Here is a 24,255-nt window from a genome sequence, read left to right as displayed (position 1 = left end):
TCTATGAAGCGCGTTTTGGCTGTCGTAACAGCATTTTTCTCGCTGGTGCCCGCTGCCTACTCTCAAGGCTATGCTGGCGCTGTTTATTCCTTCACTAATGTTGATTTTGGTTGCCCTTCTGCTGGAGGGTGCGATAAGTCGGCAAAAGGGTGGAAGTTTTATGGGGGGGCAGCCTTATCCCCTAAAAATACAGTTGATTTTGGATTTGGTAAGATTGGTGCCTTTGAGGTTTCTTACTTTCAATTTGGGCGAGCCCGAACAAAAGACGCTACTGCAACTGAGGTGTACTACGATGCTGATAATACTGGGTTGAATGCAACTCGTGTTGTTCCTGCTCAATACTCTGCCGATACCAATGCATTGTCTGTGGCGTTGGTTGCAAAAATTCCTTTGGTCGATCAGGTTGCGTTTAGTGTTAAGGCTGGTGCTGCATATGTGACTTCCACATATCGCACTGAAGTTAATGGCCAATCAAGAGGTAGTGAGTCGGCTTCCAAGCTAAAGCCCTACCTTGGGCTTGGCGTTGAATACGATATTCCTGATTTGATCAAGTTGATTGGTACTTTTGACATTACGAAGTTTGATGTCGCAGGACACAAGGGTAATGCAAGTATGGTTGGTTTAGGGGCGGAGAAGGCTTTTTGACTGGCTGGATTGTTCGTTGTAATTAAAAAAGCCCCCAGTGGGGCTTTTTTAATTTGCCAGTCGCGAATGTTGTGCTGTGGTTATTTGATTGATTGTGAATCTTTGATCTGAAGGTAACCCTTCTCCAAGCAAAATTCCGGGATCGTCAACGTCAATTCCTTGAGCAGGGTAGCGTGCAATTAGACGCAAAAAATCACGTTCACTTTGCATGCGTATCAATTCCGAAAAGAACTCGGAGGAGAACCCAATTGGATGTCCGGGTATTTGGCGAAATTGAGGGTAAACAACTGATTGTGTCGCCATAGCATGAGCGACCTTTTTTAAGGTTTCACTCCTAAGCATTGGGGTATTGGCAGGTAACAGTATCCAACCATTGGCGTTTGCGCTGGATAGTACGCCTGCTACAACGGCGCGAGTAAAGAGGTCCGTTTGTAATTGCTCATTCTGCACGTTGTCTGATACGTCAATCACGCAATTGCCGGAGAGCAGCTGACGGGCGCGTATGCCGATCACTGCGGGGGCCGCTAACAAAATAGGTAGCCCACTAGATAACCCCATTCGAAGTGTCGAATCCAACGTCGAAAATGCCCTTAGTGCACTAGGGGGGGATACAATTTCTTCCGTTCTGGAAGGAGCACTAGCCAACACCAGCAAAGTAGGCAAACGGTCCATGATCGTCCCCAGATGTTGCAACAAAGTGTGAGCCGTTTTGCTGCATTGCACCACCGAGGCTTCACCTAGGGGCATACCCGAGCGCAGAATTGATCCTCGTCATTTCAGGTGGGAATCGAACTGGTCGATACTGCAACTATGGACAAGACACCGCACGATCTGGCGCAGATGCGCAAAAGCTATGAACAAGCCGAACTCGATGAGTCGCATGTTCGTCCACAACCCATCGACCAGTTTCACCACTGGTTTGACGAGGCGGTGCGTGCCAAGGCGCTGGAGCCCAATGCGATGACGCTGGCCACGGTCAGCGCCGAAGGCCGCCCCTCGACGCGGGTGTTGCTGCTCAAGGGGGCAGATGCCAGCGGCCTGGTGTGGTTCACCAATTACGGCAGCCGCAAGGGGCAGGACCTGGCGAGCAACGCCATGGCCGCCATGCAGTTCTTCTGGCCCGAGCTGGAGCGCGTGGTGCGCATCGAGGGCCGGGTGACCCGCGTGTCGGAGGCAGATTCAGACGCCTACTACCATAGCCGCCCCGTTGGTTCGCGCATTGGTGCCTGGGCGTCGCCCCAGAGCCAGGTGTTGCCGTCCCGCGCGGTGCTGGAGGCCGCCTGGAAGGAGCAGCAAGCCAAGCTGGGTGACAACCCGCCGCGGCCGGCGCATTGGGGCGGCTACCGCCTCGTGCCGGATCACTGGGAGTTCTGGCAAGGGCGCAGTTCGCGTCTGCACGACCGCATCGCCTACGACTTGCAGGCGGATGGCAACTGGCTCATTCAGCGCCTGGCCCCTTGAGCAACTCCACAAACGTCTTGCGGAATTTCTCGACCTTGGGGCCGATCACCACGGCGCAGTAGCCCTGTGAAGGGTGGTGCTCGAAGTAGCGCTGGTGGTAGGCCTCCGCTGGGTGGTAGTTGCTCACGGGCAGCACTTCGGTGACGATCGGGTCGCGGAAGACACGGCTGGTGGCCAGCTCGTCGATGATGTCTCGGGCCTGTTCGGCTTGTCGGGCGCTGTGCGTGTAGATGCCCGAGCGGTATTGCGTGCCCACGTCATGGCCTTGCCGGTTGAGCGTGGTCGGGTCGTGGATGGCGAAAAAGACCTCCAGCAACTGCGGGTAGCTGACCTGTGTGGGGTCGAAACGCACGCGCACGACCTCGGCATGGCCTGTGTGGCCACTGCACACGTCTTCATAGGTCGGGTGGGGATGCTGGCCGTTGCTGTAGCCCGATTCGGCCTCCAGCACCCCGCGTAGCTGGTTGAACACGGTTTCGACGCACCAGAAGCAGCCACCACCAAAGGTGGCTTCTTCCCAGTTCTCTTCCTGTCTGACGGCATCGGTGGTGGGGTTGTGTGCGCTCATCAGGTGCTTTCTTTGCTTAGACTGAGACATTATCCAAACGAAGTGCCCCTTGTGTGTGTCGCCGGTTGATGTCGGTAATCCGTTGGTGGCCAGGCTGGGTGCTGATGAAACAGAAGTGGGGTGGTCTGCATGGGTGATTGGGCGTCTTACAAGCCGTTGTTGACTGCATTGGTCTTGCCGCCCGTGCCGTTTCTGGTGCTGATCGTGGTGGGGGCACGTTTGATCCTGCCTCGGCGAGGGCTGGGGTATCTGGTGCTTTTGCTGGGGGTGCTGGGGATCTGGTTCAGCAACTGCCAGGTCACGGCGCTGGCCTTGCAAGACCACGTTCTGAAGCCGCCGGGCCCTTTGCAAGGGGCCGAACTGGCCAGGCTGGAGGCGGCTGGCAAGGCCTATGCTCAGCAAGTGGCCCAGTTGCGACGGGCCGGTCGAGGTGGTGCCGTGGCGCCGTCTGTGGCGGTCATGGCGCTGGGGGCGGGGCGTGAGCCTCTGGCGCCCGAGTATGGGGTGTCCGACCTGACGCACTTCTCGGCGGAGCGCTTGCGCTATGCCATCTGGTTGGGGCATCGCACGGGCTTGCCTGTTGGCTTCAGCGGCGGTGTGGGTTGGGCACAGCAGGGGGATGTGGGGGCTTCAGAAGCGGAAACTGCCGCGCGTGTGGCCCAGCAGTTTTACGGCGTGCCCCTGCGCTGGACGGAGACTCGCTCGGCCGACACCCGCCAGAATGCCTTGCTGACGGTGACGATGCTGGGCGAGCAACAGGTGCAGGAGGTCGTGGTGGTGACCGACGCCTTCCACATGCCCAGGGCGATGCGCGTGTTCAATGAAGCGGCCAGGCACGAAGCGGCCTTGCACCCGGATCGGCCTGTGCTCAAAGTGACGCCGGCGCCTACCCATTACTGGCGCCGCGAAGGGGGGCTGGATTGGCTACCCTCTGTCGGTGGGGCAACCAATGTGCGCGTGGCCTTGAAAGAAGCGCTGGCGCAACTCACGGGCGTATAAAAGAGAAACCCCCGGGCGAAGCCGGGGGTTGGAGCGGCACGCGGGCCGTCCGAGGAAAGGGCAAAAGATGTTGGTTTTGCCGCATCCCAAGACGCAGTGACTGCGTCTTATTGAAGTGCCTGCTCGCAGCAGGCAAGTGAAGAGTAGATCAAGCGCTCAGGCAACGCAAGTCCGTTTGTCGGATAGCTGGGCGCTTGTCACGGCTTTTGAAGAATCCGCGAAACGATGTCGTCCACTCGGGCGTTGACCTGTTCGGGCATGGTGATGGTGCGGCCCCATTCGCGGCTGGTTTCGCCAGGCCATTTGTTGGTGGCGTCCAGCCCCATCTTGCCGCCCAGGCCGCTGACCGGCGAGGCGAAATCCAGGTAGTCGATGGGCGTGTTTTCGACCAGGGTCGTGTCACGCGCCGGGTCCATGCGGGTGGTGATGGCCCAGATCACTTCCTGCCAGTCGCGGATGTTGACGTCGTCGTCACACACCACGATGAACTTGGTGTACATGAACTGGCGCAGGAAGCTCCACAGGCCAAACATCAGGCGTTTGGCGTGGCCCGGATAGGCCTTCTTGATGCTGATGATGGCCATGCGGTAGCTGCAGCCCTCGGGGGGCAGGTAGAAGTCCACGATCTCCGGGAACTGCTTTTGCAGAATGGGCACGAAGACTTCATTGAGTGCCACGCCCAGCACGGCGGGTTCATCGGGCGGTTTGCCTGTATAGGTAGAGTGGTAGACCGGGTCCTTGCGGTTGGTCATGCGCTGCACTTCGAAGACGGGGAACCAGTCCTGCTCGTTGTAATAGCCGGTGTGGTCGCCGAACGGGCCTTCTAGTGCGTGCAAGTACCCGCCGCGCTCCATCAAGGGCACGCCGTGCTCGCTGGTGCCTTTGTAGCCAGCGGGGGCGGTGGGGATGTGCCCCTCCAGCACGAATTCGGCGCTCGCAGGCACCTGCAGGTACTGCTCGCCTTCGCCCACGGCGGTGTTGACCACCTCGGTGCGGCTGCCGCGCAGCAGGCCGGCGAACTGGTACTCACTCAATGAATCCGGCACGGGCGTGACGGCGCCCAGGATGGTGGCCGGGTCGGCGCCCAGGGCCACCGCAATAGGGAAGGGCTGGCCGGGGTTGGCCAGCGCGAACTCGCGGAAGTCCAGCGCGCCACCGCGGTGGGCCAGCCAGCGCATGATCAGCTGGCGCTTGCCAATGAGTTGCTGGCGGTAGATGCCCAGGTTCTGCCGGCGGCGTGGGTTGGGCACGTTTTGCGGCCCGCGTGTGACCACGAGGCCCCAGGTCAGCAGGGGGGCGGCGTCGTCGGGCCAGCAGTGCTGGATGGGCAACTCGGTCAGGTCGACCTCGCTGCCTTCACGCACCTCGGCCTGGCAGGGGGCGCTGCGCGAGGTGGAGGGCTTCATGTCCCACAAGGCCTTGGCCATCTGCAGCAGCTTGCCCGCATCCTTGAGGCCCCGGGGCGGCTCGGGCTCCTTGAGGCTGGCCAGCACGCGGCCAATATCACGAAGCTCGCTCACGTCATCGGCACCCATGCCCAAAGCCACACGGCGAGGTGTGCCAAACAGGTTGGCCAGGACTGGCACTTTGTAACGGTTTGCGTTAGTCGACCCACCTCTTTGAGGGGGTACAGGCTGCTCGAACCACAAGGCCGGGCCACCCGCGCGCAGCACGCGGTCACTCAGTGCGGTCATTTCCAAGTGCGTAGATACAGGCTCTTGGACGCGTTTGAGCTCGCCAAGCCGCTCCAGGCCTGCCACGAAGTCGCGCAAATCACGGTATTTCATCTTCTGAAGTTATAAGAGGTGTGTTCTATATGCTTGACTGGTTATTACAGGCCTGCCTAGAATCCGCCCCGACGTACCCGGTTACGCATTTTTACCGGGTTTTCCCTTGTGCACGCCTACGGGCGTGCAGCGCTGCGAGCCCTGGCAGTTCAACGGGTCTGCGGAAGTCTTGCAGGCCTTGTCGATGGCCTTTGCGAGCACTGCACCGCGCGCGCCGTCGATTCAAGCCGGGGCCATTATCACTGGCGCCTTGGGGGTGACGGGGTGTGAGGCCTTCTGGCCCACCCGTTGCCACCGGCGACGTGAGGAAAGGAGAAGCATGACAGCGTTTGACTGTGCCGCGATGAGCCCTGAGGGCATCGCGCCTGGTGCCGATGAAGTAGAGGCGGTGCGCAAGCCCGCTCGTGGGGTGAAGCGCCTGCGTTCGCCTGCCGTGTTGTTCGTGCTGGATGTGGTCGAAGGTGTGCGTTTTGTCAGCCACAACGCCCTGGCCATGCTGGGCCTGGTTGCCGTGGTGGGCACCCTGTTCCTGATGGGCCGCGCCGATGTGCGCGCCACGCTGGAGACGCAAGCCTTGAGCTGGCTGATGGAGCGTGCCAACCTGCGCGCCAGCGCGTCGGCTGATGCGGGTGAGGATGAGGGCGAGTTGCTGGCCATGGCCGAGCCTGAAGCCATTCAGCGCGCCACCGCCACGAACCCGGCTGAGCTGAACCGCCAGCAGGCCAATGTGGCGTATTGGATCTCGCGCCGCTACAACGTGGCACCCGAGCCCATCAGCCGCCTGGTTCAGGAAGCCTGGACGGTGGGCCACCACATGAACCTGGAGCCCACGCTGGTGCTGGCCGTGATGGCCATCGAATCGGGCTTCAACCCGTTTGCGCAGAGCCATGTGGGCGCGCAGGGCCTGATGCAGGTGATGACCCGCGTGCACCATGACAAGTACGAGATCTTCGGTGGCCAGAATGCGGCATTCGACCCGGTGACCAATCTGCGCGTGGGCGTGCAGGTGCTCAAGGACTGCATCCGCAAGGCGGGCAGCCTGGAGGGGGGCCTGAAGTACTACGTGGGCGCGGCCAATCTGGTGGATGACGGTGGATATGCCGCCAAGGTGCTGGCCGAGCAGGCCTATCTGCGCCAGGTGGCCAATGGCGTCAAGCTGCCGGTGACGGTGTCCTTGCCGCAAGCCGTGGTTCAGGCTGACGTGCCTGCCGCGCCGGCTGTGGCGGCCAAGTCGGGGGCGGCTGCAACCAGTCCCGCTGGCGTTCAGCCTGCCGCTTCGGTGGCCAGCGAGCCTGCACCCGTGCAAACGGCACCTGCCCGCCGTGTCGAGCAGGTGGCGATGCTGACGGGCATCCGCTAAAGTCCGCGCTCTCCGATACAATTCGTTTTCGCCGCGCAACTGGCGATACATGGCCGGGTGCTTTCGAGTGCCCGAGCCTGAGGTGGTGAACCACCGGGAAGCGCGGCCAGCCCAAGCGGCTTTTTGAGCCCGGGCTGTGTCAGCCGTTCGCCTGGGCAGCCCTCACACTTGGCTTTGTCGAGCCAATGTGGCGGGTCTTCAACCTAGAAGAGGACTGCCAAGTCATGTTTGACCGTGCCCAACACACCATTGCCAACGTCGACGCCGAGCTGTGGGCGGCCATCCAGGCCGAAAACCAGCGTCAGGAAGATCACATCGAGCTGATCGCTTCCGAGAACTACACCTCGCCCGCCGTGATGCAGGCGCAGGGCTCCCAGCTGACCAACAAGTACGCCGAAGGCTACCCAGGCAAGCGCTACTACGGTGGTTGCGAGTACGTGGACGTGGTCGAGCAACTGGCCATTGACCGCCTCAAGCAGCTGTTTGGCGCCGAGTACGCCAACGTGCAACCCAATTCCGGTTCGCAAGCCAACCAGGCCGTGTTCTTCGGCCTGCTGCAGCCTGGCGACACCATCATGGGCCTGAGCCTGGCCGAAGGTGGCCACCTGACGCACGGCATGCCCCTGAACATGTCGGGCAAGTGGTTCAAGGTCGTGTCTTACGGCCTGGATGCCAAGGAAGACATCGACTACGAGCAGATGGAGCGCCTGGCCCGCGAGCACAAGCCCAAGCTGATCATCGCTGGCGCTTCGGCCTTCGCCCTGCGCATCGACTTCGAGCGTTTCGCCAAGATCGCCAAGGAAATCGGTGCCTACTTCATGGTGGACATGGCCCACTACGCCGGCCTGATCGCCGCGGGTGTGTATCCCAACCCCGTGCCGCACGCCGACGTGGTCACCTCGACCACGCACAAGAGCCTGCGTGGCCCTCGTGGCGGCATCATCCTGATGCGCGGCGAAGAGATTGCCAAGAAGATCAACAGCGCCATCTTCCCTGGTATCCAGGGTGGCCCGTTGATGCACGTGATCGCTGGCAAGGCCGTGGCTTTCAAGGAAGCCCTGTCGCCCGAGTTCAAGGCCTACCAGCAGCAAGTGGTGAAGAACGCCGCTGCCCTGGCTGACACGCTGACCAAGCGTGGCCTGCGCATCGTGTCCGGCCGCACCGAGAGCCACGTGATGCTGGTCGACCTGCGCCCCAAGAACCTGACGGGCAAGGAAGCCGAAGCCATCCTGGGTGCAGCGCACATGACCTGCAACAAGAACGGCATCCCCAACGACCCGCAAAAGCCGATGGTCACCAGCGGCATCCGCCTGGGTTCGCCGGCCTTCACCACGCGTGGTTTCAAGGAAGAGCAGGCCATCCAGGTCGGCAACCTGATCGCCGACGTGCTGGACAACCCGCACGACGATGCCACGCTGGCACGTGTGCGCGAGCAGGTCGCCGCGCTGACCCGTCAGTTCCCGGTCTACCGCTGAGCTGACCGCGCTGATGCGTGACTGACAAACCCGGCTAGGATTCAGGTCCGAAGCCGGGTTTTTTACTTCGTTCTTTGCAGGGAGTTGAAGACACGATGCGTTGCCCTTTTTGCGGTCATCACGACACACAAGTCGTCGAGACACGGGATTCGGATGAAGGCGACTCGACCCGCCGCCGTCGCAAGTGCAATGGCTGCGACAAGCGCTTCACCACGTATGAGCGCGCTGAAATCGAGTTGCCGGCCATCGTCAAGCGCGATGGGCGCCGGACGGACTACGACCGGGCCAAGCTCAAGGGCTCGATGATGATTGCGCTGCGCAAGCGGCCGGTCAGTGCCGAGGCCATGGAAAGCGCGATCGAGGCCATCGAGGCGCGCCTGCGCCAGTGCGGTGAGAAGGAAGTGGACTCCACCCAGCTGGGCGAGTGGGTCATGCGCGAGCTGCGCAAGCTCGACAAGGTGGCCTATGTGCGCTTCGCCTCGGTGTACCGCAGCTTTGATGACGTCAGCGAGTTTGTTGCGGCGATCAAGGAAACGGGCAACAAGCGGGGGAAGGCGGCGGCGTCCGAGGAGTGAGCCTGAGCTGGTGATGTGATGGCATCAAGAAAAAGGCCCCGGCAACTTGCGGGGCCTTTTTGCTTTTGGGGAGTGAACCAGGAACTTAACGCCAGCAGTTCTGCCAGGTATCCGGTGAGGTCGTGCCGCTGGTTGCGGCCGTGCCCTTGATGCCGCTTTCCGTGATGGTCAAGGCGCCACAGCGATCGGTGGCCATCGTGGTGCCCGTTTGCGGTGTGGCCGTCAGGGTGAAGGTGGTTTGATCGGCCGTCACGCTGAGGTTGTACATGGTTGTGGCGCCAGAGACGACCGTGGTCACAGGCAGCGTGACCGAGTCACCGTCCCCAGCCGAGCAGTTGGGCGCGCTGAGCTTGCAGTTGTAACGCATGTTGGCTGCATAGAAGCGCTGCATGAATTGCGTGGCTTCGAGCAGGGCGCGTTGCGCTTCAGAGCGGTGGCTGCGTCGCACGTGCTCCTGATACGACGGGTAGGCGATGGCCGCGAGGATGCCGATGATGGCCACCACGATCATCACTTCGATCAGCGTGAAGCCGCTGGACATACTGCGGCGATGGGGGCGAAAAGCTGGGGACATGATGGAGGGTGTCGGTTGCTCAGAACGGTGGTTTGATGATGCGTTTCCAGACGCGGTCGCTGATCACTTTGGAGCCACCGGGCCCTTTTTCGCAGTAGCTGTCGTCTCCGGCGCACTTGTTGAAGTTCTTCAGCAGGTTAGGGTTCAGGTCCGCGCCGGTGTTGTCATCGTTGGTGTCTTTCGGCTGGGATAGCCCGCCGCCATCCGGTGTGGCGAACCCTTGGCCGATCTCGTCGGCGGCGTTGATGACGCCATTTCCATCAGTGTCCCAGGTGTTCACCTTGGATTGACCACCGGTCAGAACGGGCAGTAGGAAGGTGTAGTCGTAGCTCTTGGACTCGGTGCAGGATTCTTCAGTCGAAGGTGGCTGCACGGCGGTGAAGAACACCAGTTTGCGGATCACCACAGGTTTGTAGATGACCTTGGGGTGGTGAACCCAATTGCCAAGCATATTAGGTACTGTGGCGCTGGAAAAGACCAGATCAACGAACCAGCCGTATTTCTTGTTGCTGCCGGTGAGGGGGACGGCGGTATCCGTCATTCGAATCAAGTTTTGATCGGTCACCTTGGTCTTGAATTCCTGCATCTGAAGCAGGCCGCGGGCTTTGGCTGGGTCTGTAAAGGGACTTGCCCCCGCGCTGGCGGTGCCAACCGTCTCATCCAGAATTCCGTAGAAGGACTGGGTACTACTGTCTTGCGAGTCGGTTTGATCGGTCAGGCGGCCAGTGCCAAACAAAACCAGATTGCCGGAGCCAACGTCGTTTGTCAGATTGAAATGCGAGGGGGCTGCGGAGATATGCTGCACCCCACTGTTTGCGTCGCGCGCGGTGAACAGCGGTTTGCCGCCAAAGCCGACCTTCCATTTAGACGAGTCACTGCTGTCGAACTCGAAGCGCCATAGTTGCCCATGCAGATCGCCAGCGTATGCGCCGATCACTTCGCCTCTGGCGTTTCTGATCAAGTCCACGCCCGACAGGCCATTGGGTGTGGTGACGTTGGCGGCATTGGTCAAGTCGGTGAAGACCTTGGCAACCTTGCCTGTTGCAAGGTTCACGACGATCAGCGAGGCGGTGCCGCCGGCTGAGTCATGGCCGTTGCCGATGAAGGCATACCAGCCGCCATTGTTCTGAACGTAGCCGACCTGGACGGGGCTGGTGACGTGCCCAAGGGTGCCGGCATCTTTGTCGGTGTCATCAATGTCCCACATGACCTCGCTGGCGCCCAGCGTGGTTTGGGCGCCCCCCACAGGGACCTTGATGGCGAACACACCTTTGCCGCCCGCGCCGAGGGTGCCGATCACGATATTCTGCCACGTGTCGCCTTGGTTGCCATCGGGGAGGTAGGCATCGGCTTCGGTGAGGGGACCGTCCACGTAGAAGTGGTGGTTGTAGACGGGTTGGGCGAGCAAATGCAGGTTGGGCATCACGCCCTTGGGTACATAGGCAAAGGTCTCGATGCCACCGCTGGCGCTATCTGTCGCGTTGAAGGCATGCAGCATGCCGCCATTGCCGCCCATGAAGAGCAGGGGCGCGCGGGCCTTCTTGCTGGCAACGAAGGCGCCATAGGTGCTGCCGCCTGAGGGAAGGCCCGCCGCCTGGTAGCCCATGTCCAGGTTGCCGCCAATCAGCAGCGGCGTGCTGTTGACGAAGTCGGGCAGTTTGCCCGTACGGTGGCGGTAGGTGGGCTCCAGGTCATCGTCCACGCCGCGAATGAAGTCGATGAAACGCGCGGTGCGGTAGTCACTGGCGATGGTGGCGAAGGAGCCCACGTTCTCGGGTTTGAAGGCGATGGCCTTGCTGTTGCTGTCCGTCGTGCTGTAGCCAACAATGTTGCGCAGGCCTGGGGCAGGCAGGCGATCGCTGGCGCGCCAGAGTTGCACCTGGTTCAGGGTTTGGGTGCCCGGGGTCTTCGTGAGCTTGTAGGCAGTGATGTCGCCCGTCCAGACCTGCGACTGGTAGGAGGGCGTGAAGACCAAGTCACCTTCCACGGCCGTGTTACCCGAAGTGGCCACGCCGGACTCGGAGGCCGGTTCGGGTTGGCCACTGTTGATGGCCTCGATCATGGCGTTCTTCAACGAGGTGCTTTCCGTGGCCGTGAAGAACTTGCCGCGCGAGTTCAGCGTGGCGTGCAGCATGTCGTCGATCTTCGTAGGGCTGGTGCTGTCCGAGGAACTGGTTGGGATCGTGGGCCAGACAAATTTGGAGGGCGGGTTGGTTGTGCTGGGGGGCGTGGTGATCGTGCCGCTCACACCCAGGCCAACCATGTACTGGTTGAGGTGCAGCCAGGTAGCCGGGTCAGTCGGTTTGGCGGGGACGGTGTTGCTCGCCAACGGCAGTGTGTCGAGGTCCAGCAAGGGGAAGGCCCAGTAGTACATGGCGATGTCGGCCAGCGAGTTGCTGTTGTTGCCATCTTTGTAAGGCGAGCTGGGCGTGTAGGTGATGCCATTGACCGTCTGAGCGACGTTGTCCACCTCACCGACAGCCAGGTCGGACGAGGGGTAGTCGGGCGAGCCGTTGTCGTTGTAGTACCCGTCAGTGGTCAGGATGTGCGCTGCACGGCGGCAACCCAGGATCGGGTTGCTGGCGCCGGTGCCCGCCCCGGGCGTCTTGCGCCAGGGGCTCCATGAGTCGATGCGCTGAAAGTATCTGCCCACGCCGGCTGTGGCATAACGCAAGGGCGTGCTGCCCCTGAGCGTTCGATTCTGGATGGCAGTCAGGAACTTGACCTTGTTCTCCGCAGTGAACGGGAGAACACCCTGAACGGGCCCCCCCTGACTCTTGAATGTATCGGTGGGCAGGTTAGCAATGTTCTCGTACGGGGCGTTGTAGGAGAAGGTCCAGCCCAACCGGATGTTGTCGCCTATTGGCGCAAAGGCTTCCGACACGGCACCCTTGGTCAGCAGGATGCGTGAGCGGTAGTAGGTGAACCAGTTGGCGAAGTTCTGCTGTTCCTGTTGCAGCGTGCAACTGTTGGAGCAGTCGGTTCTGGCGGTGTAGAGGTTCTTGCCCCAGGGTATCGACCACGTGGCGTCGTTGAGGTCGTACTTGACGTAACTGCTGACCACGCCGGGATCGCTCTTCTCGTCTTTGAGCCGGTAGAAAATGGCCGGATTGAAGGGCTTGGTGGTCTTGTTGCGATCGCAATTGACGCCACGTGTGTCTGCAGACGTGCACCAGACTGCTGACACGCCTACCTTGTTGACCTTGCTCAGGTCTGCGAACAGGACTGCATCCTTCACCGGGTCCCCGGTGGGTTTAGCTAGCGCGTCGGGGACATAAAGGGCCGCAGTGTAGGAGGCCGCAGGCATGCGTTTGGACGGGTCGCTGGCCAATGGCCAAGGCTTGTACAGATTGGCCGGGTTGTAGTAGATGCTGTTGACGTCTGGCGAGCGCATCTGGCACTCGTAAGCGGTGACGCAAGTGGCGCCGGTGCTGGCTGGCACGGTGCCGGATACCTTTGTCAGAAAGTTGTAGTCGGGATGTTCCTTGATGTCATCGGGATGCAGCAACACGATGTGCGTCCCACCCATGTAGACCGTATACCCGTTCACCGTTGAAGCATTTTCAGGCAGGTGGTGCAGTGCCATCGACTCTGAGTTGTCCAGCGTCAGGACGAAGTTGGGGGCCACGGACACCGTGGTGGACAGCAGAGGCAACTGGTACATGGCCATCGCCGGTGCCATCCAGTGATACTGTATCGCCATCAAGGTGGCAACGATGGTGGCCTTGCGCATGGTGCTTCCCGATGTTGATGTGTGTTTGCTCATGGTCTTCATGTTCCCGTGCCTGTACCTGTACCCGAGCCACCCGGCGTGCCGCCGCCGCTGCCGGCAGACTTGAAGATGAAGCGGGACTGCAGCCACACGACCGAGCCCGCGCTGATCTTGTCGCTGTCGCTCTTGTAATCGGGGCTGAAGCCTCGGGCCGTCATGACAACGACGCCGTCGGCGTTGGGGTCGTACTCCGCCACGCACTGAGGCCTCTTGGCAGGCACGAAGGGTGTGTTGGCGGACTTCAGGTTGTCCTCGCTGAGCTCCTTGGCAACAAGGGCCGAGCCGGCGCCTTCCCAGCTGTCCTTCTTCTGCCACAACATCTGAGTGCTCGCGGCCACCTTTGGCTGGATGACAAGTTTGTTGCTGGCCGCATCGGCCTCGCAAAAACGCAGCGCCAGCTGAGCCATCTCCATGGCCAGCGTCTGGGTGCGGTTGTTGTTGGTGATGAGGTCGCTGCTGAGCGTGCTGCGCATGACGCTGATGGACATGAAGGTCACCGCAACGAGCAGCACCATGACCACGATCAGCACCACGCCACGTTCGCGCTGTGCTGTTGGGCGGCGATGAAGTGCGCGCAGGGCGCGTGAGTGGATGGAGGGGATCATGCTGGCCTGCCTCATGTTCCGATGCCGTTGTTGATGCGGTTGTGCAGCACAACCGTGGTGGTGAAGGTGTGGACGAAAACGCCCGTGTTGTTGTCCCGAATGGCGCCTTGGCAATCCAGGTATTTGGGCTGCTCGGAGGTGTTGACCTTGATGGTGCTCGGGCTCTGGACTTGCACGCAGATGCGCACGCTGACGACACGGCTCCACTTCTCGGTGCCCTTCAGGGTCTGGAGGTCCTTGGCGGTGACGTAGGCCAGGGCGTTGGGTGAGGGCACGCGAGCACCATCCTCGAATGCGGCAATGCCGTAGGTGACCTGCAGGTCGGTGACGTTCTCGACGATCATTTGCGGCGCGACAGCCGAGGGCAGCGCGTCGTTGTCGGCTTTGGATGTGGGCCCCGTGCGGCCATTGCCCTGGCAATACAGGCCGGCGGCACCACCCGTATCAGTCGCCGTGCCGATGTAGAACTTGTTGCTCACCAGGCGCAGGTCCGGCTTGCCCAGATCGCCTTCTCTGTTGGGCAGGGCGTTGCCCAGGCAATCCGTTGGGTTGCCGTTCTTGTCAGGGTACGTGGTGTTGTCGGTATCGGCCTCGTACACCACGGCAATGGCGTCTGGGTCTTGGTTTCCGGCGCATGCCTTGCTAGAGGTGTCGGCCAGCAAGGCGATGTCAAGCTCATGCGCTTTAGGGTCGGCGAACGACCCATCACAGCCGGCGATGAAGTTATTGTCGTCACCTTCGGCCGTGGTGCCGCCCTTGAAGGCGCGCGTCATGACCTCGTAGTTGTGTACGGTCCCGCCCACGGTGTCTGATGCCATTTCAACGCCGGTTGGACGGCTGTAGCCGGCCATGGCGATGTTGGCGCGCAGAATGCCCAGGGCGATGCTGGCATCTTCTGTCATGCGTGCCATGGCGGTAGCGTTGCGGGTGTTGGCGGCCACATTGAGGTAGGACGAGAAGCCCACGCCTATCACGATCAGCCCGATGGTCATGGCGACCAGCAGTTCAACCAGCGACAAGCCCGTGGTACGGGCGGCAAATGACGGTGTGCGGGGGCTCATAGGGCGACTCGCAGGAAAACGCAATGGAATTCAGAGGGGTCTTTGACGTCAGATCCCCATACGGTGGTGGGAGGGCATTCGGCCGAGCGAGGGGACTTGGAGTCACCGCCGCTGTCCTTGTCTGCCGCGTCCACCCATGCAATCCATAACTCGACCGCACGTTGTGCGGTGTTGTACTGGGACACGTGCACGGCAGCATTGGGCAAGCTGGCGCGAAGCCGGCTGCGCCACTCGAAAAGGTCTTGCGCGGCCATTTGCTCTGGAGTGCATTTTTCGACCTTGCCGTTGACGATGGCCCCGCACGCTTGTTTGGCACCCTCGTTGTTCGCCGTCAGCAGGCCATCGCTGAAGGATTCGGACGGCACGCTGTAGCCCTGGGCCTCGACGCCGAGTTGGTTGGCGCGCATGCGGTCCGCCAGGTCGGATGCCAGCAGGGTCGCGATGGCCCTGAACTCCGACGTTTTCTGGAACTTGACCGAGTTCGATTGCACCGAAGCCATGGTGAGCAGGCCCAGCGCAATGACGAGCACCGAGACGAGGATCTCGATCAGCGTGGCGCCAGCCTGGCGTGACTTCAAAGTGCGTTTGTGGGGTGTCGTGATCATGAGCAATTCGTCCCTGTCACGATGCGGCCCTTGCCAACCGAGTTCACGCACACGGTTTGCACCGCGTCGGTGTAATGCGTGGGGGTGAACTCCACATGGCTTTCGCCTCCGCCAGCCAGGATGCCGGACGGGTTGAACGTGAGTTCGCTGGCCCCGACGGGCTTGATCGTGCCAATGCCCATTCGGCTTTGCTGGACCTTGATCGGGTGCGAGGTGTCATTCGGGTTGAGCAGCGCCCAGCCTTCGTCAGCCCAATTGGTATCGGCCGCAGGGCTGCAGTCGTAGGTGTTGCCACCGCCGCCGCTGGTCACCTTCAAGCCGCATACCTTGACAGGCACGCCACGCTTGACCGCTTCGCTGCGAGCCAGCCGCAGGTCGGCCACGAATTCTTCGGCGCTGGAGCGGGCGGCCTGGCGTTGCAGCATCTGCGCCAGATTGGGCGCGCCGATGCCCAGCAGAATCGCCAGCAGGGAGATGGTGACCATGAGCTCCACCAGCGTGAAACCACGCCGATCTGCATCCACCCTGGAAAATCGGTAATTGTTCATGCTTTGATTATGGGGACGCCGCTTCAATGCGCACGCGGGGACATTCGATGAGTGGTCGGTGTGGCGCGACGAGCGGTGGCCATGCTTCAAAATGAGACGATGAACCCCTTGTTTGAAGGGGCGGGTGATTCCTGATGGCCCAAGCCAAGATGCACATTGACGACGATTTTCTGCACCAGGCTGTGGCGCTGGCCCGCCAGGCCATTGGCCTGTCCGAACCGAACCCGCGCGTGGGTTGCGTGCTGGTTTCGCCAAGTGGTGGCGTGCTGGGGCAGGGCCACACGCAGCAAGCCGGCGGGCCGCATGCCGAGGTCGTGGCCTTGCGCGATGCCCAGGCGCAAGGCGCATCGTTGGCTGGTGCCACGGCTTATGTGACGCTGGAGCCCTGCTCGCACCACGGGCGCACCCCACCTTGTGCTGATGCGCTGGTCAAGGCTGGCGTGGCGCGCGTGGTGGTGGCGCTGCTGGACCCCAACCCCCTGGTGGGCGGGCAAGGCGTGGCTCGCCTGCGCGATGCGGGCATCCAGGTGGATGTGGTGCTGCCCGACCACGCCAGTGCGGTGGCCTCGCGCGAGCTGAACATCGGTTTTCTGTCGCGCATGGTGCGCCAGCGCCCCTGGGTGCGCATGAAGATGGCCGGGTCGCTGGATGGCCGCACGGCGCTGAACAACGGGCAGAGCAAGTGGATCACCGGCGAGGCCGCGCGTGCGGACGGGCAGGTCTGGCGGGCGAGGGCCGGCGCTGTACTGACCGGGATCGGGACGGTGCTGGCTGACGATCCAAGGCTGGATGTGCGGGCCATCGAGACGCGCTGCCAGCCCTTGCGGGTGGTGCTGGATTCGCATTGGCGCACGCCGTTGAATGCGCGCTTGTGGGCCGAGCCGGGTTCGGCGTTGGCCTGCGGTTTGCCTGATTCACAACTGCATGACGGGCAGGATGCGGGACGAGCGCGCCGCCAGGCCTTGGCGGATGCCGGGCGGCCCGTGCTGGAGGTGCCTGCCGACGCCAGCGGCCGGCACCCGGACCTGGGCGCGGTGCTGTCCACCCTGGCGCAGCGCGGTGTCAACGAGCTGCATGTGGAAGCCGGCGCACGCCTGAACGCGGCCCTGATTGCCGGCGGCTGGGTGGACGAGTACCTGGTCTACCTGGCACCCAAGCTGATCGGGCCGGGCCGGCCCTTGGCCGATCTGCCAGAGCTGAGCAACCTGTCCGGGCTGGTGGATCTGCGCTTCCATGATGTGCAATTGGTGGGGGGCGACCTGCGGGTGCTGGCCAGGCCGCCCGGGCGTGCGGCCTTCTAAGGACGGGTCGAAGGGGCTGCGGCCCCAGCAGGAGCAGGTGTAAAGCACGCTTGCCCCCTGATTCGTTTGCGGCTACTTGGTGTTTTCCCCCGAAACGGCCCCCAGGCCCGCCTACAATCGCGGGATGCCCATTTCACCCATCCCCGAGCTGATTGCCGAACTCGCCGCTGGCCGCATGGTCATCCTGGTCGATGAAGAGGACCGCGAGAACGAAGGCGATCTTGTGCTGGCGTCTGACCACGTCACGCCTGAAATGATCAACTTCATGGCCAAGTACGGCCGTGGCCTGATCTGCCTGACCCTGACGCGCGATCGCTGCGAGCGGCTGCAATTGCCGCCCATGGCCACTCGCAACGGCACCAAGCATGGCACGGCCTTCACCGTGTCCATCGAGGCCGTTGAAGGCGTGACCACGGGGATCTCGGCGGCCGACCGCGCCCGTACCGTTCAGGCCGCCGTGGCGCGTGACGCCAAGGCGTCCGACCTGGTGCAGCCCGGCCACATCTTCCCGCTGCAGGCGCAGGATGGCGGCGTGCTGATGCGCGCAGGCCATACCGAAGCCGGTTGCGATCTGGCGGGCATGGCCGGCCTGACGCCCTCTGCGGTGATCTGCGAGATCATGAACGACGACGGCACCATGGCCCGTCTGCCCGACCTCGAAATCTTCGCCAAGGAACACGGCATCAAGATCGGCACGATTGCCGACCTGATCCAGTACCGCAGCCGCAACGAGTCGCTGATCACGAACCTGGGCAAGCGCACGATGAAGACGCCGGAAGGCGACTTCGACGCCACCGTGTTCCGTGACCGCACCGGCGCGCTGCACCTGGCCTTGAGCCTGGGTGCCTGGACGCCGGACGACGAGGTGCTGGTGCGCGTGCACGAACCCCTGTCCGTGCTGGATTGGCTGGACGCGGGCAGCCGCACGCACTCGTGGCCGCTGCCCAAGGCGCTGGCCGCCGTGCGTGAAGCCGGCCGTGGCGTGCTGGTGCTGCTCAACGCCGGTGACGACACCGAGCGCCTGGCCGAGCGCCTGCTGCCCTCGACGCCCGAGCAAGCACCCAAGACGCCTGTGGACCTGCGTACTTACGGTGTGGGTGCCCAGATCCTCAAGACCCTGGGGGTGCACCGCATGCGCCTGATGGGCAACCAGCAGCGTCTGCCCAGCATGGTCGGTTACGGCCTGGAGGTCACTGGCTTCCTGACCTCTGATGGTGTTGCCCTGGCCCCGACGCACTGATTTCCCGGCGTGATCTGCAGCGTATTTCGCCGTGTGACGCGCGCTACTTTCGCTCTTTAGATCTCTGAACCCTTCGCTCTTTTATCTGGAACACACACTATGCAAGGCGCTGAAAAAGGACAAGCCGGCCGCATGGACGGCAACGACCTGCGGGTCGGCATCGTTCAGGCTCGCTTCAATGACGAACTGACCTCCCGCATGGCCACGCTGTGCATCGACGAGCTGGTCAAGCTGGGCGTGTCGGCCAAGCACATCCAGCACGTGACGGTGCCCGGTGCCCTGGAGGTGCCGGTGGCCTTGCAGGCCATGGCCGACAGCGAGCGCTTTGACGCCCTGGTGGCCCTGGGCTGCATCATCCGTGGCGAGACCTACCACTTCGAGCTGGTGTCCAACGAAAGCGGCGCGGGCGTGACCCGTGTCAGCCTGGACCACCATGTGCCCATCGCCAACGCCATCCTCACGGTTGAAAACCAGGAACAGGCCGAGGCCCGCGTGGAAGAAAAAAGCCGTGACGCCGCCCGTGTGGCCGTTGAAATGGCCAACTTGCTGGATGACCTGCTGTGAGCCAAACGCCTGATTCTTCTTCCAAGCCGGCCGCGCCGCTGGAAGGTCGCCCCGCTCGCAAGTCGGCCGCTGGTGGCCCGCTGCGGGATCGCGCCAAGTCCTCACGCCGCCGTGCGCGCGAGTTTGCGCTGCAAGGCCTGTACGAGTGGCAGATCAACACCCGTGATGCAGGCAGTATCGATGCTCACATCCGGGAACAAGACGAGTTTGCCAAGTGCGATCGGGCTCATTACGATGCCCTGTTGCACGGCTGTATCGACCAGAAAGTGCAACTGGATGCAGCATTGCTCAAGTTTCTGGATCGACCTGTCGAAGAATTGTCGCCAGTCGAGCACGCGGTGCTCTGGATTGGTGCGTACGAACTGACGCACTGTCTGGACGTGCCATACAAGGTCGCCATCAACGAGGCGGTCGAGTTGGCCAAGAGCTTCGGTGGAACCGACGGGCATAAATACGTCAACGGCGTGCTGGACCACCTGGCCCCCAGCCTGCGCCCTGACGAGGTCAAAGCGGCGCGGCCTGGCAAAAAGTAAGGCGCGCCTTTTTCGGGTGCCTGATACGTGTCGACGCCAACTCAACCCGCGGTAACGCAGCCTTATGAAGAGGAGGCGGACCGCTTGGCGGACGACATCGACACGATCGCCGAGACCCGCCCGCTGCCGCCTGAGCCCGAAACCGTCGAGGTGGGGCGAGGCCGCCCAGAGTTGTTGCCCAGCATCGGCCACATCGGCCGGTATGCGCTGAAGTACAAGATCGGCGAGGGCGGCCTGGGCACGGTGTTTGCCGCACACGACCCGCTGCTGTCGCGCCTGATTGCGATCAAGACCTTGCATGTGGACCTGCCGCAGTCTGATCGCGCGCAGTTCAATGCCTTGTTCCTCAATGAGGCCAAGGCCGCCGGTAGCCTGAACCACCCGCACATCGTCACGATGTACGACGCGGGCACGAGCGAGCAGGGCACCTATATTGCCATGGAGCTGTTGCGCGGCAAGGACCTGCGCCAGCTGCTGGCCATGGGCTGGAAGCCGACGCCGGCGCAGTCCGCCATGATCGTGCGCCGTGTGGCCGATGCGCTGTCCTACGCGCACCACAAGGGCGTCATCCACCGCGACATCAAGCCGGCCAACATCTTCATGGTCGGGCGCACGCAGCCGCGTGTGCTGGACTTCGGCATCGCCCGCATCCGCCAGGCCGAATCGCTGGCGCAGCGTGATGACCCGCAGAGCCGTTTTCAGGAAATCGTGGGTGGCTCGCCGTATTACATGGCGCCCGAGCAGGTCGAGCGCAAGCCGGTCGACCGCCGCGTGGATGTGTACGCGCTGGGCGTGGTGCTGTATGAGTTGCTGGTGTTCAAGCGCGCTTTCAGCGGCAACAGCCTGGAAGAGATTGCCGACGCGGTGCTGAACAAGCCGGTGCCCCTGGTGCACGAGGTCAACCCGGATGTGCCGGTGGTGTTGTCGGAGATCGTGGCGCGCGCCATGCACCGCGACCCGGATCAGCGCACGCGCTCGGCGAGGCGTTTGTCGGCGGAGCTGCGCGGCTGGCTGGACAGCCTGGATGGGCAGCAAGGGCGCGAGGCCAGCAAGAGCCCCGCGAAGATGCCCAAAGTGGCCCGCCCGGGTTTGTGGACGGTGGCCGCGGCCGGCTGGATTGCAGCCCTGGTGGGGGGGGGCTGGTTTGCCTGGCAGGCCCGCTCGGAGCATGCGGCTTCACGTTCGGTGCCGACGGCCGCTGTCGAAGCGGCGCACCCGGCGGCTGAGCCCAAGGTGTCGCAGAAGGCCAAGCCGGATACGCCCGTGGTGCCCGGTGATCAGAAGGCTTCAACCTCGTCCGCCGTGGTGGCGCCCCCATCGACGCAGGCGCAGGCCTCTGCCGAGCCTGCTTCTGCGGGCACTGTCACTGCTGCCACCGCCGCTGCCCATGGCACGCTCAAGCTGGCGATCAGCCCTTGGGGCGAGGTGCTGGTGGATGGCCGCAGCGTGGGCGTGGCGCCGCCTTTGAACCAGCTCAATCTGCCCGCGGGGTCCCATGTGATCACCGTCCGCAATGGCGAGGCACCGGATTTTCGTCAGACAATCGAGGTGCGGCCCGGTAAGGCCGTGTCTGTCAAACATCGATTTTAAAAAATACGGAAGATCGCTGAAGTCATGAATTCAACAAGCGTTCCCCGCAAGGGTTGGAAGAAGTCCACGGTGCTGTCGTCGTGGGCTGTGTGCGTGGCCGTGGGCATGTTGTCTGCCTGCTCGTCCATGAAGAACCAGGATGCGGATCAGTCTGCAGCGTTGGCCGCGCCGCCTGCCGTGGTGGCGTCTGCGCCGGCAGTCGTGGCAGAAGAGCCTGTGCTCAAGAAGCCGACGGCGGCCGAGATGTCCCTGGCCGATGGCCTGAAGGCCTACCAGGGCGGGCAATACCGCATGGCTGAAACCCAGTTGAAGACCGCCCTGCAGGCTGGCCTGACGGTGCCTGCCGACGTGGCCAATGCCCACAAGCACCTGGCCTTCATCTACTGCACCAGCAAGCGTGACACGCTTTGCCTGGCTGCTTTCAAGGCGGCGAAGGCCGCTGACCCGAGCTTTGCCTTGAGCAAGGCCGAGGCGGGCCACCCGATGTGGGCCAGGACCTACAAGAAGGCCATGCGCCTGAAGTGAGCATCCAGTGAGCCTCACCTGAGGCGCCATCAAGGCCTCAGGCTAGCGCAATATCCAGCCGGCGGTCGCCTTGCGCGGCCCACCGGCGTGTTTCCTCTTCCAGCAGGTGCAGCGTGCGTGGGTGCATGCTGGCCCACTTGCGCTCCAGCACCAGCCTGGCCCTGCCTCGCACGCGCTGCAGCGTGGCCACCTTGGCCGGCAACTCGATGCGGGCGTGGTGCAGGATGATGGCCAGGCGCAGGCACAGCACCTGCGACATCAAGGCTGTGTCGTGCAGGTGTTCGGCCAGCTTGATGAGCTCGCCGCGCTGCCCCAGCACGAGCGAGGCCAGACGACGCAATTGCGATTGCGAGAAGCCGGACGCATCCACATGGCCCAGCAGGTAGGCGCTGTGGCGGTGGTGGTCGTGGTGCGACACCATCATGCCGATCTCGTGCAGGTTGGCGGCCCAGCCCAGTTCGCGGGCGTCTTCACCATCGGCGCTGGCCGCGGGTTCCTGCAGGTTGTTCCACAGCGCCAGAGCGCGGTTGCGCACCCGGTTGGCTTGGGCCTGGTCCACGTGGAAGCGTTGCTGCAACTCCCGCACGGAGGTGTCGCGCGGGTCGGGCAGGCGGTGGTTGCGCGCGGCCTCCAGGCGCTCTTCCAGGTCGAAGATCACGCCCTGGCGCAGCGCACCCTTGGCGGGCCGCAGGGCTTCGATGTCGAAGTGCTGCGACAGCGTGTAGAGGATGGACAGCCCGCCGCCCAGCACGGCCTTGCGTTCGGGCTTCAGGCCGGGCAGGTTGAGTGCCTCGGTCGAGCCTGCCTCAATGCACTGCTGGATGCACCAACGCAAGCCCTCGGGCGTGATGCTGCCGTCGGTGATGCCATTGGCGGCCAGGATCTGGGACACGGCACCCACTGTGCCCGACGAGCCCAGCGCCTCTTGCCATTGCTGGCGGCCAAACAGGGTGAGGGCTTCTTCCAGCTCGGCACCTGCGGCAATCTGCGCGGCGCGGAAGTACTCGGCCGTGTAGCGGCCTTGCGGGAAGTGCTGGATGGACAGGCTCACGCTGCCCACACCGAAGGATTCGGCGCGTTGCGGGGCACGGCCGTGGCCCAGGATCATCTCGGTGGAGCGCCCGCCGATGTCGATCACCAGCCGGGGCAGCTCGCTGGGCTGCAGGCGGGACACACCCTGGTAGATCAGGCGGGCTTCTTCGCGGCCGGAAATCACTTCGATGGGGTGGCCCAGGACGCGGTCCGCGCGCTGTAGGAAAGCATCGCGGTTGCGGGCTTCACGCAAGGTCTGGGTGGCCACGGCACGCACCTGCCAGGGTGCAAAGCCCTTGAGCCTTTGCGCAAACCGCGCCAGGCAGGCCAGGCCGCGCTGGGTGGCTTCCTCCGTCAGCAGGCCGTGGCTGTCGAGCCCGGCACCGAGGCGCACCGTCTCCTTGAGGTAGTCCACGCGCTTGTAGCGGCCCTTGACCAGCTCGGCGATCTCCAGCCGGAAGCTGTTGGAGCCCATGTCGATGGAGGCCAGCAGATGAGGGAAGCGGCTGTTGTCCAGGCCGGGGGCCTGGGGCTTGCTTGTCTTGACGATGAGCTTGTCCATGGCTGGTATTGTCCCTGCTTTGCATGACAGCGAGAACCTGCCTGGCAGGCGTAGTTGACATGATTGCTAAGATCGACGCATGACTTTGATTTACATCGTGACCGCGACCTTTGTGGGCGGTCTGATCTCGGTGCTGCTGGCCGCGGCCCTGTCGGCGCCTTTGCTGGGCCTGATCGTTCGCCACCTGGTGAGCTTGTCCACCGGCGTGCTGCTGGGCACGGCCTTGCTGCATGTGCTGCCCGAGGCTTTCGAGTCATCCAGGCCGCCCCAGGCCCTGTTCCTCACACTGCTGGGCGGCTTGCTGTTCTTCTTCCTGCTGGAGAAGGCCGAGCTGTACCGCCATGGCCATCACCACGAACACGATGGCCACCATCACCACCATCATTTTGATGCCGAGCAGGCGGGCCGCGGTGGCTGGAGCGTGCTGGTGGGCGACAGCATCCACAACTTCTGCGACGGCGTGCTGATTGCCGCGTCCTTCCTGGCTGACCCGCACCTGGGTTTCGTGACCTCACTGGCCATCATCGCTCACGAGATCCCGCAAGAGGTGGGCGACTACATCGTGCTGATCAATGCGGGCTTCTCACGCATGCGGGCCCTGGTCTACAACATGATCTCGGGCATGGCTGCCGTGGTGGGGGGCGTGCTGGGTTACTTCCTGATCGGGCCGTTCAAGGACTACCTGCCCTACATGATGGTGGTGGCCGCCAGCAGCTTTGTGTACGTGGCGGTGGCCGACCTCATCCCGCAGTTGCAGAAGCGGCTCAATGGCCGCGACACCGTGCTGCAGATCTTCTGGCTGGCGGTGGGGCTGGTGATGATCGCCTCGATCGTGCACGGCATCCACGAGCATTGAGGGCCAGCTGACGCTGG

23 protein-coding genes and 1 riboswitch are annotated in these 24,255 nt (G+C 62.8%); of the genes, 13 read left to right on the top strand and 10 right to left on the bottom strand.

What is annotated here, in order from left to right:
• The first annotated feature begins 3 nt into the window (after nt 1-3).
• Nucleotides 4-645, top strand: a complete 642-nt coding sequence (locus JY96_RS22785) for an outer membrane beta-barrel protein (RefSeq protein WP_081961095.1) — start codon at nt 4-6, stop codon at nt 643-645.
• Nucleotides 646-693: 48 nt separating this feature from the next.
• Here the strand turns inward: JY96_RS22785 and JY96_RS22780 are convergent, their stop codons facing one another.
• Nucleotides 694-1,317, bottom strand: a complete 624-nt coding sequence (locus JY96_RS22780; RefSeq protein ID WP_161784253.1) for an NTP transferase domain-containing protein — start codon at nt 1,315-1,317, stop codon at nt 694-696.
• 138 nt (nt 1,318-1,455) lie between these two features.
• On the opposite strand from JY96_RS22780, the gene pdxH reads away from it, so the two are divergent.
• Nucleotides 1,456-2,106 carry a pyridoxamine 5'-phosphate oxidase gene (pdxH, locus tag JY96_RS06750; RefSeq protein ID WP_035036042.1) on the top strand — a complete coding sequence of 217 codons (651 nt, stop codon included), beginning with the start codon at nt 1,456-1,458 and terminating at the stop codon, nt 2,104-2,106.
• On the opposite strand, the gene msrA is transcribed toward pdxH, so the two are convergent.
• On the bottom strand, nt 2,084-2,674 hold the full coding sequence (gene msrA, locus JY96_RS06745; RefSeq protein WP_035036040.1) for a peptide-methionine (S)-S-oxide reductase MsrA: 591 nt from the start codon (nt 2,672-2,674) through the stop codon (nt 2,084-2,086). The two genes, pdxH and msrA, sit on opposite strands and share 23 nt — an antisense overlap.
• A 159-nt stretch (nt 2,675-2,833) precedes the next feature.
• Between msrA and JY96_RS06740 the strand changes: the two genes are divergently transcribed.
• Nucleotides 2,834-3,673 (top strand): YdcF family protein, encoded by an 840-nt coding sequence (locus JY96_RS06740; RefSeq protein ID WP_152606383.1) that lies wholly within the window; start codon nt 2,834-2,836, stop codon nt 3,671-3,673.
• 197 nt (nt 3,674-3,870) lie between these two features.
• Here JY96_RS06740 and ubiD read toward each other — a convergent pair whose 3' ends face one another.
• Nucleotides 3,871-5,460, bottom strand: a complete 1,590-nt coding sequence (gene ubiD, locus JY96_RS06735; RefSeq protein WP_035036039.1) for a 4-hydroxy-3-polyprenylbenzoate decarboxylase — start codon at nt 5,458-5,460, stop codon at nt 3,871-3,873.
• 493 nt (nt 5,461-5,953) lie between these two features.
• Between ubiD and JY96_RS06730 the strand changes: the two genes are divergently transcribed.
• The 3 genes from JY96_RS06730 to nrdR all read left to right on the top strand — a co-directional run bounded on the left by JY96_RS06730 (nt 5,954) and on the right by nrdR (nt 8,870).
• On the top strand, nt 5,954-6,820 hold the full coding sequence (locus tag JY96_RS06730) for a lytic transglycosylase domain-containing protein (protein WP_152606627.1): 867 nt from the start codon (nt 5,954-5,956) through the stop codon (nt 6,818-6,820).
• Between the two features lie 25 nt (nt 6,821-6,845).
• Nucleotides 6,846-6,984: riboswitch (ZMP/ZTP riboswitch) on the top strand.
• Between the two features lie 60 nt (nt 6,985-7,044).
• Nucleotides 7,045-8,295, top strand: coding sequence for a serine hydroxymethyltransferase (glyA, locus tag JY96_RS06725; RefSeq protein WP_035036038.1), 1,251 nt, complete (start codon nt 7,045-7,047; stop codon nt 8,293-8,295).
• Between the two features lie 95 nt (nt 8,296-8,390).
• Nucleotides 8,391-8,870, top strand: a complete 480-nt coding sequence (nrdR, locus tag JY96_RS06720; RefSeq protein WP_035036036.1) for a transcriptional regulator NrdR — start codon at nt 8,391-8,393, stop codon at nt 8,868-8,870.
• A gap of 85 nt (nt 8,871-8,955) precedes the next feature.
• On the opposite strand, the gene JY96_RS06715 is transcribed toward nrdR, so the two are convergent.
• From JY96_RS06715 to JY96_RS22045, 6 genes are read right to left on the bottom strand one after another with little or no spacing between them, the layout of a single operon-like run.
• A complete protein-coding gene (locus JY96_RS06715; protein ID WP_052162222.1) occupies nt 8,956-9,444 on the bottom strand; it encodes a type IV pilin protein in 489 nt (162 codons plus the stop codon).
• Between the two features lie 19 nt (nt 9,445-9,463).
• Nucleotides 9,464-13,210: a pilus assembly protein gene (locus JY96_RS06710; RefSeq protein ID WP_161784252.1), complete on the bottom strand. Its 3,747-nt coding sequence runs from the start codon at nt 13,208-13,210 to the stop codon at nt 9,464-9,466.
• A gap of 5 nt (nt 13,211-13,215) precedes the next feature.
• Nucleotides 13,216-13,821, bottom strand: a complete 606-nt coding sequence (locus JY96_RS06705; RefSeq protein ID WP_152606382.1) for a hypothetical protein — start codon at nt 13,819-13,821, stop codon at nt 13,216-13,218.
• A gap of 11 nt (nt 13,822-13,832) precedes the next feature.
• Nucleotides 13,833-14,882, bottom strand: coding sequence for a PilW family protein (locus JY96_RS06700; protein ID WP_035036029.1), 1,050 nt, complete (start codon nt 14,880-14,882; stop codon nt 13,833-13,835).
• Nucleotides 14,879-15,487 carry a type IV pilus modification protein PilV gene (gene pilV, locus JY96_RS22050; protein WP_052162221.1) on the bottom strand — a complete coding sequence of 203 codons (609 nt, stop codon included), beginning with the start codon at nt 15,485-15,487 and terminating at the stop codon, nt 14,879-14,881. The genes JY96_RS06700 and pilV overlap by 4 nt, the downstream gene beginning before the upstream one ends.
• The gene (locus JY96_RS22045; protein WP_052162220.1) at nt 15,484-16,035 is read right to left on the bottom strand and encodes a GspH/FimT family pseudopilin; all 552 of its coding nucleotides are present in this window, start codon (nt 16,033-16,035) and stop codon (nt 15,484-15,486) included. The genes pilV and JY96_RS22045 overlap by 4 nt, the downstream gene beginning before the upstream one ends.
• 134 nt (nt 16,036-16,169) lie before the next feature.
• Between JY96_RS22045 and ribD the strand changes: the two genes are divergently transcribed.
• The 6 genes from ribD to JY96_RS06660 all read left to right on the top strand — a co-directional run bounded on the left by ribD (nt 16,170) and on the right by JY96_RS06660 (nt 21,788).
• Nucleotides 16,170-17,336, top strand: coding sequence for a bifunctional diaminohydroxyphosphoribosylaminopyrimidine deaminase/5-amino-6-(5-phosphoribosylamino)uracil reductase RibD (gene ribD, locus JY96_RS06685; protein WP_235333869.1), 1,167 nt, complete (start codon nt 16,170-16,172; stop codon nt 17,334-17,336).
• A 124-nt stretch (nt 17,337-17,460) separates the two neighbouring features.
• Nucleotides 17,461-18,576 (top strand): bifunctional 3,4-dihydroxy-2-butanone-4-phosphate synthase/GTP cyclohydrolase II, encoded by a 1,116-nt coding sequence (gene ribBA / locus JY96_RS06680; protein WP_035041559.1) that lies wholly within the window; start codon nt 17,461-17,463, stop codon nt 18,574-18,576.
• A 99-nt stretch (nt 18,577-18,675) separates the two neighbouring features.
• Nucleotides 18,676-19,140, top strand: a complete 465-nt coding sequence (ribH, locus tag JY96_RS06675; RefSeq protein ID WP_035036027.1) for a 6,7-dimethyl-8-ribityllumazine synthase — start codon at nt 18,676-18,678, stop codon at nt 19,138-19,140.
• A complete protein-coding gene (nusB, locus tag JY96_RS06670; protein ID WP_035036026.1) occupies nt 19,137-19,673 on the top strand; it encodes a transcription antitermination factor NusB in 537 nt (178 codons plus the stop codon). The genes ribH and nusB overlap by 4 nt, the downstream gene beginning before the upstream one ends.
• A gap of 84 nt (nt 19,674-19,757) precedes the next feature.
• Complete coding sequence (locus JY96_RS06665; protein WP_052162219.1) at nt 19,758-21,263, top strand: serine/threonine-protein kinase; 1,506 nt, start codon at nt 19,758-19,760, stop codon at nt 21,261-21,263.
• A 24-nt stretch (nt 21,264-21,287) separates the two neighbouring features.
• A complete protein-coding gene (locus tag JY96_RS06660; protein ID WP_152606381.1) occupies nt 21,288-21,788 on the top strand; it encodes a TssQ family T6SS-associated lipoprotein in 501 nt (166 codons plus the stop codon).
• 37 nt (nt 21,789-21,825) lie between these two features.
• On the opposite strand, the gene JY96_RS06655 is transcribed toward JY96_RS06660, so the two are convergent.
• The gene (locus tag JY96_RS06655; protein ID WP_081961091.1) at nt 21,826-23,382 is read right to left on the bottom strand and encodes a Ppx/GppA phosphatase family protein; all 1,557 of its coding nucleotides are present in this window, start codon (nt 23,380-23,382) and stop codon (nt 21,826-21,828) included.
• Nucleotides 23,383-23,461: 79 nt separating this feature from the next.
• Between JY96_RS06655 and JY96_RS06650 the strand changes: the two genes are divergently transcribed.
• On the top strand, nt 23,462-24,238 hold the full coding sequence (locus JY96_RS06650; protein ID WP_035036024.1) for a ZIP family metal transporter: 777 nt from the start codon (nt 23,462-23,464) through the stop codon (nt 24,236-24,238).
• The last annotated feature ends 17 nt before the right edge of the window (nt 24,239-24,255 follow it).

Origin of the sequence: Aquabacterium sp. NJ1 (assembly GCF_000768065.1) — a bacterium.
Lineage (GTDB): Bacteria > Pseudomonadota > Gammaproteobacteria > Burkholderiales > Burkholderiaceae_C > Aquabacterium.
This window is presented reverse-complemented; position numbering and strand designations above follow the sequence as displayed.